At 62.5% G+C, this 13,535-nt stretch carries 13 protein-coding genes; 11 read left to right on the top strand and 2 right to left on the bottom strand.

What is annotated here, in order from left to right; all coding sequences use genetic code 11:
- Positions 1-8: 8 nt before the first annotated feature.
- Both QDT69_RS04285 and QDT69_RS04280 read right to left on the bottom strand, forming a co-directional pair.
- The gene (locus QDT69_RS04285; RefSeq protein ID WP_279705393.1) at positions 9-599 is read right to left on the bottom strand and encodes an RES family NAD+ phosphorylase; all 591 of its coding nucleotides are present in this window, start codon (positions 597-599) and stop codon (positions 9-11) included.
- The gene (locus QDT69_RS04280) at positions 596-1,261 is read right to left on the bottom strand and encodes a hypothetical protein (RefSeq protein ID WP_279705392.1); all 666 of its coding nucleotides are present in this window, start codon (positions 1,259-1,261) and stop codon (positions 596-598) included. Before QDT69_RS04280 ends, QDT69_RS04285 begins: the two co-directional genes overlap by 4 nt.
- Positions 1,262-1,799: 538 nt before the next feature.
- Here QDT69_RS04280 and QDT69_RS04275 point away from each other — a divergent pair.
- The 11 genes from QDT69_RS04275 (at position 1,800) to QDT69_RS04225 (ending at position 13,534) form a co-directional block, all read left to right on the top strand.
- Complete coding sequence (locus QDT69_RS04275) at positions 1,800-3,827, top strand: conjugal transfer protein TraG (protein ID WP_279705390.1); 2,028 nt, start codon at positions 1,800-1,802, stop codon at positions 3,825-3,827.
- Positions 3,828-3,874: 47 nt separating this feature from the next.
- Positions 3,875-4,393, top strand: coding sequence for a CopG family transcriptional regulator (locus tag QDT69_RS04270; RefSeq protein WP_279705388.1), 519 nt, complete (start codon positions 3,875-3,877; stop codon positions 4,391-4,393).
- On the top strand, positions 4,386-5,369 hold the full coding sequence (trbB, locus tag QDT69_RS04265; protein ID WP_347952023.1) for a P-type conjugative transfer ATPase TrbB: 984 nt from the start codon (positions 4,386-4,388) through the stop codon (positions 5,367-5,369). The genes QDT69_RS04270 and trbB overlap by 8 nt, the downstream gene beginning before the upstream one ends.
- Before the next feature lie 82 nt (positions 5,370-5,451).
- Positions 5,452-5,748, top strand: coding sequence for a TrbC/VirB2 family protein (locus QDT69_RS04260; RefSeq protein WP_279705696.1), 297 nt, complete (start codon positions 5,452-5,454; stop codon positions 5,746-5,748).
- Complete coding sequence (locus QDT69_RS04255) at positions 5,748-6,005, top strand: VirB3 family type IV secretion system protein (RefSeq protein ID WP_279705386.1); 258 nt, start codon at positions 5,748-5,750, stop codon at positions 6,003-6,005. Before QDT69_RS04260 ends, QDT69_RS04255 begins: the two co-directional genes overlap by 1 nt.
- Positions 5,999-8,584 (top strand): conjugal transfer protein TrbE, encoded by a 2,586-nt coding sequence (gene trbE / locus QDT69_RS04250; RefSeq protein WP_279705384.1) that lies wholly within the window; start codon positions 5,999-6,001, stop codon positions 8,582-8,584. The genes QDT69_RS04255 and trbE overlap by 7 nt, the downstream gene beginning before the upstream one ends.
- A gap of 27 nt (positions 8,585-8,611) precedes the next feature.
- A complete protein-coding gene (trbJ, locus tag QDT69_RS04245) occupies positions 8,612-9,364 on the top strand; it encodes a P-type conjugative transfer protein TrbJ (RefSeq protein WP_279705383.1) in 753 nt (250 codons plus the stop codon).
- Between the two features lie 11 nt (positions 9,365-9,375).
- Positions 9,376-10,527 carry a P-type conjugative transfer protein TrbL gene (gene trbL / locus QDT69_RS04240; RefSeq protein WP_279705382.1) on the top strand — a complete coding sequence of 384 codons (1,152 nt, stop codon included), beginning with the start codon at positions 9,376-9,378 and terminating at the stop codon, positions 10,525-10,527.
- Between the two features lie 3 nt (positions 10,528-10,530).
- A complete protein-coding gene (gene trbF, locus QDT69_RS04235) occupies positions 10,531-11,235 on the top strand; it encodes a conjugal transfer protein TrbF (RefSeq protein ID WP_050421235.1) in 705 nt (234 codons plus the stop codon).
- On the top strand, positions 11,232-12,260 hold the full coding sequence (gene trbG, locus QDT69_RS04230; RefSeq protein WP_279705381.1) for a P-type conjugative transfer protein TrbG: 1,029 nt from the start codon (positions 11,232-11,234) through the stop codon (positions 12,258-12,260). Before trbF ends, trbG begins: the two co-directional genes overlap by 4 nt.
- Positions 12,257-13,534, top strand: a complete 1,278-nt coding sequence (locus tag QDT69_RS04225; protein ID WP_279705380.1) for a TrbI/VirB10 family protein — start codon at positions 12,257-12,259, stop codon at positions 13,532-13,534. The genes trbG and QDT69_RS04225 overlap by 4 nt, the downstream gene beginning before the upstream one ends.
- Position 13,535: the final 1 nt, after the last annotated feature.

The raw sequence follows: 13,535 nt of genomic DNA, 5'->3' as shown, positions 1-13,535 counted from the left end.
GCCTCTCGTCAGCCCGGTGCAAGTCCGACCCTATATCGCTGCGCAAGCCGCCAGAACCAGTCCTGATCGAGGTTGGTCTGTCGATCGATTTCTCTGACCGAACTGCGTGCGCGATCAAACAGCGCATAGCAAAGGCCTTCGTCGTCGTGGCGGGCGTAGTAGGCGATGCCGTCGGGACTGAGCGGATGGTCGAAAAGCGCCTTCGACCAGGCTTGCGGCACGTCGTAGGGCAATCCGCCATGGACCACCTCGGCAGTCGCGCCGACAATAGCGAGTGATGGACCGGCCAATCTGATCAGCGCCAAATCTTCTGTGATCTCGAGACGCGCGTAGGCTTTGCGTCGGAGCAGGCCGGTATCGAGCAGGGTCCGTCCCGGCACGCGGAGGAACGTCTCTGCGAATGCGCCAAAAGGCTCCCGAGCTGCGTAAAGAACGCCGTAGCTTCCGTCGGGCGCATTAAGCCGGCCAAGACGCGAGGTGTCGAAAAAGATCGGGTCGTACTCGGCCGTGTAGAACCGATGGACGACTGTTCCTCGCCGTAGCCGGACCTGGCGGGGACGGCGGCGATCGAGATCGCCGGGCGGCAGTGGAGCGGTCACGCGCCTTGCTGAGCCATTCGCCGGGCGGCCTCGACCACAAGTTCAACCTTGCCTTCCCGGAGCAGGTCGATCGGCTTGCGGCCGCCCAACCGATCGTCTGGCCGAGCCAGGAAATTCAGAACGGTCCAGGGGTTGTTGGTTGGCAGGGCGTCCTGAACCGACTTGAGTCCCTCGACGACGGTGCCGTCGACGTTGAACTGAAAGGTCGGAAAGCTCCGGTGGTTACTGGGACCGGGAACGGCAAGGAGGCTGCCTTCCTGCACGCGCTTGTCGACGGCCTGCCGGGAGATTCCCCGCAGGAGCGTTCTGACCTGCTCCAGATCATACGCGCCGCCAGATCGCCGAAGATCCTCCTGCGCAATACGGACGCCTTCAAGAACGGCGAGCGCGCGGGCATCGGGCGTGAACGCGTCCTTGTTGACGACAGCAGCTTTCTTTGCGGCTTCGGAGAAGAACCGGAACGCCTGACCCGTCAATTGCTTGTTTCGCTCACGCACCTTCTGCAGCGCGGTCGCGCTTTTGGAGACAATCGCGACCTGCGCATCGGCGGGAAGCTCCAGGCTCTTCAAAGCGCCGGGCTTCTGCTTAAGTACCATCATCACACCGTCCCCATGGACGGACAGATCCTCGGTACCGGAGGGCTTTGACTGTGCCTTGGACATGAGCTGAACTCCGACCTGAATATTGGGCGCGTGTGCAACTTTGTCAACTTTGACAAAACTTGATTTAGGTATTATGGTAGTTTTGATTGGCTCGTGATGAATTTCCGGCGGAATTCCCGCAAATCATGCGGAGAATAGGGCCGCCAATCTCCGCACGCGCCCGCATTGCAAGATCGATGGCGAGTTGGGCAGTCCGTCGCGCAGCGATGCTTTGGCCGACGCGCGGCCCTTTCGGGCCGGCAGTCGATGTGAAGGCGCGAGCGGCCTCGTTCGATTCGTTTCGTTACCTCGGGGCAGCCCGTTGCGACGAGCTATACGGGGCGAGGCCGGACCGGTGATCAAGTTTGATCGTGCCGTTCACCTTCAATTGAGGCGCTTCCTCAACCACGCTGAGATTGCCGCAGCAACGATTTCACTTCGATGGATATGATCGAGCCGGATCTCGTTGCCGACGGCAATTTTTATTCAGGTTGAATGCGATCCGCCATCCCGCTTTTCATCTCGACGCGCTCGTTGCGAGCGTTGAGTGGGGCGGAAAATGTTTCCGGCAAAAATCTACGTCGGCCAGATCGCGGTTGTCTTCGGTATCGTCGTTGCATCGACATGGGGGGCGACGCAATGGACGGCGGCAGCGCTCGGATTTCAGCCGCGGCTTGGTGCACCTTGGTTCGCCATTGGCAGCTATCCGGTCTATCTGCCCTGGCGATTGTTCGAATGGTGGTTCGCCTATGAGGCCTACGCACCCGAGATATTTGAGGAGGGCGGGGTCATCGCGGCGGCGGGCGGCATTGCGGGCGCGCTGTTTGCAATCGTCAATTCGGTGTGGCGGGCACGGCAAAACCAGCTGGTCACGACCTACGGCTCCGCCCGCTGGGCAATTGCGAAGGAGATCCGCGCCGCCGGCCTGTTCGCAGGCAAGGGTGTGTTCCTTGGCCGATTTGAAGATCGCTATCTGCGTCACGACGGACCCGAGCATGTCATGTGCTTCGCACCGACCCGGTCGGGCAAGGGCGTGGGGCTCGTGCTTCCGACGTTGTTGTCCTGGACTTCATCGGCTGTCGTGCACGACATCAAGGGCGAAAACTGGGAGCTGACCTCTGGCTGGCGCTCGACCTTCTCGCATTGCCTGCTGTTCAATCCGACCGATCCAGCAAGCGCGCGCTACAATCCGTTGCTCGAAGTCCGCAAGGGAGTGGCCGAAGTCCGCGATGTCCAGAACATTGCCGACATCCTGGTCGACCCGGAAGGGGCCCTGGAGCGCCGAAGCCACTGGGAGAAGACCAGCCACTCGCTGCTCGTCGGCGTCATCCTTCATGTGCTCTATGCAGAGCAACAAAAGACGCTGACCCGCGTCACCGAGATACTGGCTGACCCGGCGCAGTCCTTTGAGAAGACGCTGCGGATCATGCTGGCCACCAATCACCTCGGAACCGAGGCCGAGCCCAAGGTCCATCCCGTCGTCGCCGCGACCGCGCGGGAGCTCCTCAACAAATCTGAAAATGAGCGCTCCGGCGTGCTGTCGACCGCCGTGAGTTTCCTTGCGCTCTATCGCGATCCGGTTGTGAGCCGCAATACCGAGAGCTGCGACTGGCGCATCGCCGACCTCGTCACGGCGGATAAGCCGGTCACGCTTTATCTGGTCGTGCCGCCGTCAGACATCAGCCGCACCAAGCCGCTGATCCGGCTGATCCTCAATCAGATCGGCCGCCGGTTGACCGAGTCCTTGAACATCACGGCAGGCGAGGCGAAGCGACGTCAACTCCTCTTGATGCTGGATGAGTTTCCGGCTCTCGGCAGGCTCGACTTCTTCGAAAGCGCGCTCGCCTTCATGGCTGGCTACGGCATCCGCGCTTACCTCATCGCTCAATCGCTGAACCAGATTGCAAAGGCCTATGGCGAGAACAATGCGATCCTGGACAATTGCCACGTCCGTATCGCCTTTGCGGCAAATGATGAGCGCACTGCCAAGCGCATTTCCGATGCACTCGGCACCGCGACCGAGCTACGGGCTCAAAGGAACTATGCCGGTCACCGGCTCGCCCCCTGGCTTGGCCATGTCATGGTGAGCCGCCAGGAAACCGCGCGGCCGCTGCTCACTCCGGGCGAGGTGATGCAGTTGCCACAAGACCAGGCCATCGTGCTCGTCTCGGGGCTGGCGCCGGTTCGGGCTCGCAAGCTCAGGCACTATGAGGATGCAAATTTTGTAACGCGCTTGCATCCGTCTCCGCGCCTCGATGCCGGTGAATGCCGCGACCGTCCAGCACCGCGTCCCAGCGACTGGGATCGCCAGATCCGGGCCGTCGATCTTCGATTGGCAACGCTTCCGTACCGCGACCTGATGCAGGCGGCTGCGCAGGAGGGCGGGCTGAAGCAGCAGTTGCCGCTGTTTGAGGAAGCTGATTCCCGAGCCGAGGCGGCGCGATTTACCGAGGAGCGGCTGCTCGATGACGAGGCAGATGTCGCGGCAGATCGCAACCAGATGCAACGCGCGGCAAACGCCTCCGGCACCATCCGCAGCGCTCACGCGGTCACGCGCGATGACGACGATCTCCTTCCTGCATTTTGAGGGCACTCCCAATGAAACCAAAACTATCCGCCTATGTCTCTGACAGCGTGGCGCAGCGGCTCGAACTGGCTGCCAGACGACCCGGCACCAACAAGTCGGCCATCGTCGACGCCGCCCTCGATCGCTTCCTCAATCCGGAACGGGACGCAAGCGGTGACGCAGCGCTTCTGCGCAGGCTTGACCGCATGAACCGGCAGCTTGATCGCGCGGAGCGTGATCTCTCGATCATGGCGGAAACCATCGCGCTCTTCGTTCGCTACTACCTGACGATCACGCCGCCATTGCCCACCGGAGACCAGGACGCGGCACGTGCGCTGGGGCGCGAGCGCTTCGAGATGTTCGTGGCGCAGGTCGGCAAGCGCATCGCCTCCGGCGGCCGGCTGGTTGCGGACGTCATGGAACAGGTCTCGACGTCAAATCCGGACCTGTTCATGCGGCATATTGAGGAAGGCGCGCCGCTCGGCGGCGGCAACGCACAGACAGGGACAGAATCCCGCCCGCACCATGCGACGGGTCAGCAGCCGGGGCCGTCTCCGGCGGGGCGAGAGGAGGTCGGCCATGTCTGACCTTCTCTCGCCCGAAACCCGCGAGCGCCGCCGTGGCATGTTGCGGACCGCGTTGGGGCCGGCGATCGCGCTGGCCCTGGAGGAGGCCGAGGTTGTTGAGGTGATCGTCAACCCAGACGGCAGGCTTTGGCTTGAGCGGCACCGGTCAGGACGTGCCGATACCGGCGTCATTCTGACGCCGCAGGAGTCGGAGCGGATCATCCGTCTGGTCGCGAGTCATGTCCGAGCTGAGGCAAGTGCATGCTACCCGATTATCTCGGCTGAGCTTCCCGAAACTGGCGAGCGGTTCGAAGGCGTCCTGCCGCCGGTCTCGCTCGCGCCGTGCTTTGCCATCCGCAAGCCTGCAACGACGACGTTTCTCCTGTCCGACTACGTAAGGGCGCAGATCGCCACGCCTTTGATGGCCAAGGTGCTGGCGGCCGCGGTTGCCGAAGGCCGCAGCATCCTGGTTGCGGGCGGCACCGGATCCGGCAAGACCACACTTGCCAATGCGCTCCTGGCGGAGATTGCGCGCCTCGATGAGCGCATCGTCATCATCGAGGACACGCGCGAGCTGCGCTGCGAGGCCAAGGATGTCGTGACGCTCCGCACCAAGCCTGGCGTCGCGAGCCTTGCAGATCTCGTGCGCTCCACGCTTCGCCTTCGTCCTGATCGCATCATCGTGGGCGAGGTCAGGGGCGCCGAGGCCCTCGACATGCTGAAGGCCTGGAATACGGGCCATCCGGGTGGGATCGCCACGGTTCACGCCAATTCGGCGCGTGCTGCGCTCTATCGGATCGAGCAATTGGTCCAGGAAGCGGTCGCCACTGTGCCTCGCCGGCTCATCGCCGAGGCGATCGACCTGGTCGTGTTCATCAGGGGGCGGGGTCCCGCGCGCCGGATCGAGGCGATCGCCGACCTCAAGGGTCTTGATCCTGCCGGCGATTACCTCCTGGAGACGCCTCCCGGTCTCCCAAACGCCTCCCATCGTCCCTGATCCACACGGAGAGTACGACATGCCTTGTTTGTTTCGTTCAACGGCGCGCTTCTGCTGTCGTCGCGCTTGCAAGCACTTCCTCATCGAGCTTGGAGCAGGCGTCGCCTGCATGGTTCTCACCGCTCCGGCCGTCCGCGCGGCAGGCTCAGGCATGCCGTGGGAGGCACCGCTCGAGCGCATTCTGGAGTCGGTGCAGGGACCGGTCGCGAAGATCGTCGCCGTCATCATCATCACGGTGACCGGCATTTCGCTTGCCTTCGGCGACACCTCGGGTGGCTTTCGCAAGATGGTCCAGGTCGTCTTTGGCCTCTCCATCGCGTTTGCTGCTAGCTCCTTCTTCCTGTCGTTCTTCTCGTTTGGCGGCGGAGCGCTGATCTGATGCGCCCGGATGGCTTCGAACTCGTGCTTCACCGCTCGTTGACCGAGCCCATTCTGATCGGTGGTGCGCCGCGCTCTGCGGCCATCCTGATCGGCACCCTGTCGGCCGTGCTGGCGCTTGGCCTGCGGCTCTGGCTCGCAGGTGTTGTGCTCTGGATCGTCGGGCACGCCATCGCGGTTTGGCTTGCCAGGCGCGATCCCGCCTTTGTCGAGGTCGCCGTCCGTCACACCAAGCACAAGGCTTCGCTCGCATGCTAAACTTGAGAGAATTCCGCCGAGACGCGTACCGGCTGGCGGACTGGCTGCCTTGGGTCTGCCTGATCGCTCCAGGTGTCATCCTGAACAAGGATGGCAGCTTCCAGCGGACGATCCGCTACCGCGGACCAGACCTCGACAGCGCGACCGAGGCCGAACTCATGAGCGTCGCGTCACGTGTGAACAACGTTCTGAAGCGCTTCGGCTCGGGCTGGGCACTCTTCTTTGATGCAACGCGCATCCCGGCGTCGGAATATCTGCGGTCAGAGTTTCCGGATGCGGTCTCCTGGCTGGTCGACGAGGAGCGCCGCGCCGCGTTTGCGGGTGCCGCCGGGGCGACATGGGAGGATCCGTCACGCCCCGGCGGGCAGCACTTTGAGAGCGTGCTGCACCTGACCTTGATGTACCTGCCGCCGGCCGAGAGGGTCTCGCGCCTCGAGAGCCTGTTCCTGGAGCGTCCGAGGCAGAAGGATCTGCGAGTCCGAAGGAACCGGTCTGCTCGTCGCGGTCCTCTGGTCAGTGACGCTGAGCGAGGGAAAGAACCGGCAGAAGCCAACATCCGTGACACCCAGATCGAGGGCCAGAACGCAGAGCGGAGCGAGCATGGCTATCGCGATCACCTCCAGCGGTTCGTCCAGGAAACCGACCGGGCAATCGATCTCCTATCGTCGGTCCTACCGGAGATCTGGCCCCTCAACGATACGGAGACGCTCACCTACCTTCATAGCTGCGTCTCGACCAAGCGCCATCAGGTCAGCGTTCCCGAGATTCCAGCCTATCTCGATTGCTTTTTGAGCGATGAGCCGCTGACCGGGGGATTGTCGCCGGCAATCGGGCGCAGCCATCTTCGGGCGCTGACCGTCCTTGGGTTTCCGCACATTACCTTTCCCGGATTGCTGGACGAACTGAACCGGCTTGGTGTTGCCTATCGCTGGGCGACCCGATTTCTGCCGCTCGACCGCACCCTGGCCAATGCCACTCTGTCGCGTTACCGGCGGCAATGGTTTGCAAAGCGGAAGTCGCTCGCAGCGATCCTGAAAGAGGTCATGTTCAACGAGCAAGCGGCGCTGCTCGACACCGACGCCAGCAACAAGGCGCTCGACGCGGACGCCGCGTTATCCGAGCTCGGCGACGACCTGGTTTCCTTCGGCTACATCACGACGACGGTCACCGTGAGTGACGAGGACTCGCATCAGGCGGACGAAAAGATCCGTGCGGTCGAACGAGTGATCAACAGCCGGGGATTCACGACCATCCGCGAGAGCGTCAATGCGGTCGAGGCGTGGCTCGGCGGTCTGCCGGGCCAAGCCTATGCCAACATCCGCCAGCCCATCGTACATACCCTGAACCTCGCCCATATGTGCCCACTGTCGGCGGTATGGGCCGGACCCGAACGGTGCGAGCACCTCGATGGACCGCCGCTTCTGATCGCCAAGACAAAAGGGGCAACTCCGTTCCGGCTCTCGCTCTACGCCGGCGATGTTGGGCATTCGATCGTCGTCGGGCCAACTGGCGCCGGCAAGTCTGTGCTGCTCTCGATGCTGGCCTTGCAGTTTCGACGCTACCCGAATGCCCAGTTGATTACCTTCGACAAGGGGCGCTCCGCGCGCGCCACGACACTTGCCCTCTCGGGTGAGTGGTACGAACTCGGGGCCAAAGGCGGCATCGCGTTTCAGCCCCTGAAGGAAGTTGCCGAGGAGGGGGCGCGGCTTTGGGCGCTTGATTGGCTCTGCGGCGTGCTTGCCCATGAGCGGGTGACTGTGACGCCGGAGGTCAAGGAAACCATCTGGTCGGCGCTCAAGAGCCTCGGTACTGCACCCATATCCCAACGCACGATGACCGGGCTCGTCGCCTTGCTCGCCCGGGATGCCCTGCGTCAGGCGCTCCAGCCTTATACGCTTGAGGGACCTTACGGCCGCTTCCTCGATGCGGATGCCGATCGTCTGTCGAGCGCCGATGTCTTGACCTTCGAGATGGAAGAGCTGATGGCGCTGCCAGGCCTGGTCGCGCCCGTGCTCACTTATCTTTTCCACGCTCTGGAGGCTCGTTTCGACGGGCGGCCGACCTTGCTGGTGCTCGACGAAGCCTGGGTTTTCCTTGATGATCCGTTGTTCTCGAACCGGATTCGCGAATGGCTGAAGACATTGCGCAAGAAGAACGTGGCGGTGATCTTTGCCACGCAGTCGCTTGCTGATATCGCGGACAGCGAAATCGCGCCCGCGATCATCGAGTCCTGCCCGAGCAGGATCTTCCTGCCCAACCCGCGTGCCCTCGAGCCGACCCAGACCGAGACCTATCGACGCTTCGGTCTGAACGACACGCAGGTACGCCTGATCGCGGAAGCCTCTCCCAAGCGTGACTACTATCTGCAGTCCCGCGCCGGCAACCGCATGTTCGAGCTTGGCCTTGGACCAGTCGCGCTTGCCTTCGTCGGAGCGTCCTCGCCAGAGGATCAGCGCGCCATTGACGCGGTTCTCAGCCGCACCGGGCCTCGCCATTTCGGCGAACGCTACCTCAACGAACGCGGCCTGCATTGGGCCGCCAACCTGATCAGCACCTTCGAACAAGCCCACAAGATCTGACTTCAACACAAATCCCTGGAGTCTTCCATGCTCGAACGTCTCGGCCGCATCTTCACGGGTACAACCTCAAGAATTATAATAACAACAATGCTATCTTTCGTCATCGCCGTGAACGGGTCGCGGCGGCTCGGGGCGTTCGATATCGTCTTCGATCCTACGAACTACGGCCAGAATCTCCTGACCGCCGCGCGAGCGCTTGAGCAGATCAATAATCAGGTGAGGAGCCTGGAAAACCAGGCGCAGTCGCTTCTCAATCAAGCAAGGCACCTCGCAAGTCTCCCCACCAGCGTCGTCGGTCAGCTGACATCAACCATCAACCAGATGAACGGCCTGATCAGTCAGGCAAAGAACATCTCGTTTGATGTTCGGACAGCGCAGCAGGACTTTCAGCGGCTATATCCGCGGCAATACGCGGCAGCGATCTCGTCCGACAAGATGGTTCAGGACGCAACAGCACGTTGGGACAACAGCTACGATGGACTGAAGCAGTCGCTCACCGTTCAATCGGCCATTGTCGGCAGCCTGGATCAGGACGGCCAGACCCTGCGGACACTGATGGCCAGGTCGTCCACTGCCATAGGCTCCCTGCAGGCTCAGCAGTCGAGCAATGAGCTTCTCGCCTTGCAGATCAAACAGTCGCTGCAGGCTCAGGCTTTGATGGCAACGCAGGCGCGCGCCGAAACCTTGCGCGCCGCCGAGCAGCAGGCTTCGGCCGCTGCCGCAAAGGAGCGGTTCATCCGCTTCATTGGCGACGACCATGCCTACGCTGGCGGCAAGTAGGCGAGGGCACCATGACTGACCTTTCCGTCATTGACCGCTTTACCGAGACCTTCTCCCGCTACATCGATTCCGGATTTGGTCTTCTGTCTGGCGAAGTCTCGTTGCTCAGTTCGACCCTGATCGGCATCGACCTGACGCTAGCGGGGCTCGCCTGGAGCACGCGTGGCGATGACCAGATCCTGGTCACGCTTGCCAAGAAGGTGCTCTATGTCGGCGCGTTTGCGTTCATCATCGGCAACTTCAAAAGCCTCGCGGACATCATCTTTGCGTCGTTCTCCGGCATCGGGTTGAAGGCCTCGGGCGGGAGCTTAAGCGCTTCCGACCTGGCGCGGCCGGGCTTTGTTGCGGCTGCCGGATTCACGGCGGCACATCCGCTGCTGGAGGAGACCGCCCAGTTCACGGGCTTCGACGTCCTGACTAACCTGCCAACCATCCTGATCCTGCTGTTCTGCTGGATCCTGATCGTGCTCGCGTTCTTCGTGCTCTCGGTGCAGCTCTTTGTGACGCTGATTGAGTTCAAACTGACGACGCTGGCAAGCTTCATTCTGGTGCCGTTCGCCTTGTGGGGGAAGACTGCATTCCTTGCGGAAAAGACCCTCGGCAACGTCGTTGCATCGGGCGTGAAGGTGATGGTTCTCGCTATCATCATTGGCATCGGCTCGACCATCTTCGGTCAGCTCGCGGGAACGTTGACCCGGCCGATCGACATTGCCTCAGCCATGAGCCTGCTGCTGGCGGCGCTCTCGCTGTTCGGCCTCGGCATCTTTGGTCCCGGGATCGCAGCGGGCCTGGTCTCAGGCGCCCCTCAACTGGGAGCCGGAGCGGCTGCCGGGACGGTGGCGGGTGCAGCAGCGGTCGCGATCGGCGGCGGAGCGGCGGCCGTCGGCGGCCTGCGCGCAGCGGCAGGCGGTTCGATGGCTGCCGTTCGATCCGCGGCATCGCTCACGGGGGCATCTTCGGCCGCGGGCGCGCCAGCGCGGGCTTTCGCCATCGATCAGGTCTCGAGCGGTAGCGCTGGAGGTACAGCTACTGCTGAGGCAGGTCGCGCAATGGCATCGTCGGCGCGGGGATACGCGCGGGAAGCGGCACAAGTCGCCGCTCATACCCTGAAGGAAGGTGACAAAGGCGGACATTCGTCGGGCCCGAAGCTGGAAGGAGAATAGGGGATGGCATCTCACCCGTTTCAGCGCGTGTCGGTTCGGTATGGCGAGACGCCAGAGCCGGTCACTCCCTACCAGAAGGCAGCCCAGGTCTGGGACGAGCGGTTGGGCTCCGCGCGTGTTCAGGCGAGCAACTGGCGCCTCGCTGCGCTGGCAGCTATCGGCCTGTCCGGTGTGCTTGGATTGACGATCTTTACCCAGATCGCTCGCTCGGGTGTCGTTCCCTACGTGGTCGAGGTCGATCGGCTCGGTGAAGTCCGAGCCGTCGGGCCGGCGATCGAAGCCTACCAGCCGTCAGACGCGCAGATAGCGCACTTTCTTGCGCGCTTCATCGAGAACGTGCGCTCGCTTTCGATCGATCCGGTCATTGTCCGGGCAAACTGGCTGCGTGCCTACGACTTCGTCACCGATCGCGGCGCACAGGCGTTGAACGACTACGCTCGGGAAACCGATCCGTTCACCAAGATCGGGTCCAAGACCGTGACCGCAGAAGTCACCTCCGTGGTGCGCGCGTCCGGCGACAGCTTCGAGGTCCGCTGGAAGGAAAACGCCTACGAGAACGGCGCGATCGCAAAGACCGAACGTTTCACGGGTCTTGTCACCACGGTCCTCAAGCCGCCCGCAGATGCCGAAACGCTGCGCAAAAACCCTCTCGGACTCTACGTCCATTCGCTCAACTGGTCGCGCGACCTTATTGGAGACGCCAAATGAACACCGTTGCTCTTAGTAAGCTCGCGTCGACCAGCGTCCTGGCCTTGTCGCTTGTACTCAGTGGCTGCGCCACCAAGCTCAACCTTGAAGCGCCCTATGATGAGATGACCTTTGAGAAGGCGCTCCCGGAGACCGACCCGCCGGCGCCGGTACAAGTGGTCGAGACACCGAAGGTCTTGCCTTTGCCGGGTCAATTGAAGCCCGTACCGGCAAAGGGCGGTAAGGAGGAAAAGCTCCCGCCGGAACAGGCGATCGCCAAGGCCAACAAGGCGGCGAGGATGGAGCCAACACGTGCCGGATATATCAACGCCATTCAGGTCTACCCCTGGACGGAAGGCGCACTCTACCGGCTCTATGCAAGCCCGGAAAAAGTCTCGACCATCGGGCTTCAACCGGGCGAAGAACTGGTGGATGTCTCCACCGGCGATACGGTGCGCTGGGTGGTCGGCGATACTTCGAGCGGACAAGGCAACTCCCGGCGGGTGCACATCCTGGTCAAGCCGACGCTGCCGGATATCCAGACGAACCTCGTCGTGCTGACGGACCGGCGGGCCTATCACCTCGAGCTCGTTTCGACCAAGCAGACCTATATGGCGTCGATCTCCTGGACTTATCCTACAGACACGCTTGTAGCGCTCCACAAGCAGAACGTCGCCGCCCAGGAAAGCGAGCAGCGGATCGCCGATCGCGGGGTACGCCTCGACAACCTGAATTTCCGGTATCGCATCGAAGGAGACGATCCACCGTGGCGGCCGGTGCGTGCATTCGACGACGGTCGCAAGGTCTATATCCAGATGCCGTCTGGTCTCTCACAAGGGGAGGCGCCACCCTTATTCGTTGCCGGCGCCGATGGCCGGCCGAACCTCGTCAACTACCGGGTTCGAGGTTCCTACTACATCGTCGACCGGATGTTTGGTGTCGCCGAGCTCCGCCTTGGTGAAGATCCCCAGCGCATTGTCCGGATCATTCGTATTGACGCGCGTCCCGTATCGCAGAGCTTCAGCAGCACGTGGAATGCCTCATGACGACGGGGTTCGACCGGGATCCTGAGCCGCTTGAAATACGAGCACGTCCGCGGCCAGTTCGGCGCCTCAATAGGCGCGCCCTCATGATCGGCTGCGCGATCGCCGCGTTGTTGATTGCCGGAGCGACGCTCGTGGCGCTCCGACCGCAGTCCTTCAAGCAGTCGGTGCGGACGGAGCTCTTTAATACTGACCGCAAGCAGACCGCCGAGGGGTTGAGCAGGCTGCCAAAGTCCTACGAGGAACTGTCGCCATCGATCCCGCGGCTTGGACCGCCGTCGCCGGGGGACGTCGGGCGGGCATTCGTCGAAAACGAGAAGAAGGCCGGTGTGGCATCGGAGACGGGCTTCCGGACCAACCCGGAAGAAGACGCCGAACGGGCCGAGCGGATTCGGCAGACCCGGATCGCCCAGCAGGCAAAGGAGTCAGGATTGTTCTTCCGCCTGTCGGAGAAGCAGGACAGGCGAAGGCAGGCAAGCATGACCGAAGTGGCAGCTGCCGCCCCATCTGCGTTCCGGCCATCAACCACCGATACGGGACCATCAGCCGCCGAACTCGCCAAGACAGCGCAGGCGATGGTCGATCGATCCAGTGAGATCGTTCCCTCGTCGCAAGCACGGAAGCTCGCCTTTGTGGGAACGAAAGCCGACACGGAGACCACCAATCCGCATACGCTGAAACCGGCACCATCGACCCATGCAGTCATGGCCGGGTCGATCATTCCGGCTAGCCTCGTTACCGGGCTCAATTCGGATCTGCCTGGCGCAACCATCGGCCAGGTTACAGAGAACGTCTTTGATACCGTGACTGGTGAACATCTCCTTATCCCGCAAGGGACGCGGCTTGTGGGCAAGTACGACAGCGTTGTCGCGTTTGGCCAGAAGCGGGCGCTGGTCGTGTGGACACGGCTCATTTTGCCGAACGGCAACTCCATAGTGATCGAGAACCTTCCAGCCACGGATGTCGCAGGCTATGCCGGGCTCGAGGACGAGGTAGACTTCCATACCTGGCAATTGCTCAAGGGCGTGGCCTTGGCGACGTTGATCGGGGTGGGGGCCCAGCTATCGATCGGCAATGACGAGAGCGATCTCGTGAAGGCGCTAAGGGAGAGTACGCAGCAAACGACCAATCGTGCCGGGCAGCGCCTCGTGGAGCGCGAGCTCGATGTGCAGCCGACGATCACGGTGCGGCCCGGATGGCCGCTGCGCGTGATTGTCTCGAAGGATCTGGTGTTGAAGCCTTACCAGGATGTTCAATCCGCCGCGAAGAGCAAATGAC

The organism is Bradyrhizobium sp. CER78 (assembly GCF_029846235.1).
Lineage (GTDB): Bacteria > Pseudomonadota > Alphaproteobacteria > Rhizobiales > Xanthobacteraceae > Bradyrhizobium.
Note: the sequence above shows the minus strand (reverse complement) of the source record. Positions and strands in the feature narration are given on the sequence as shown.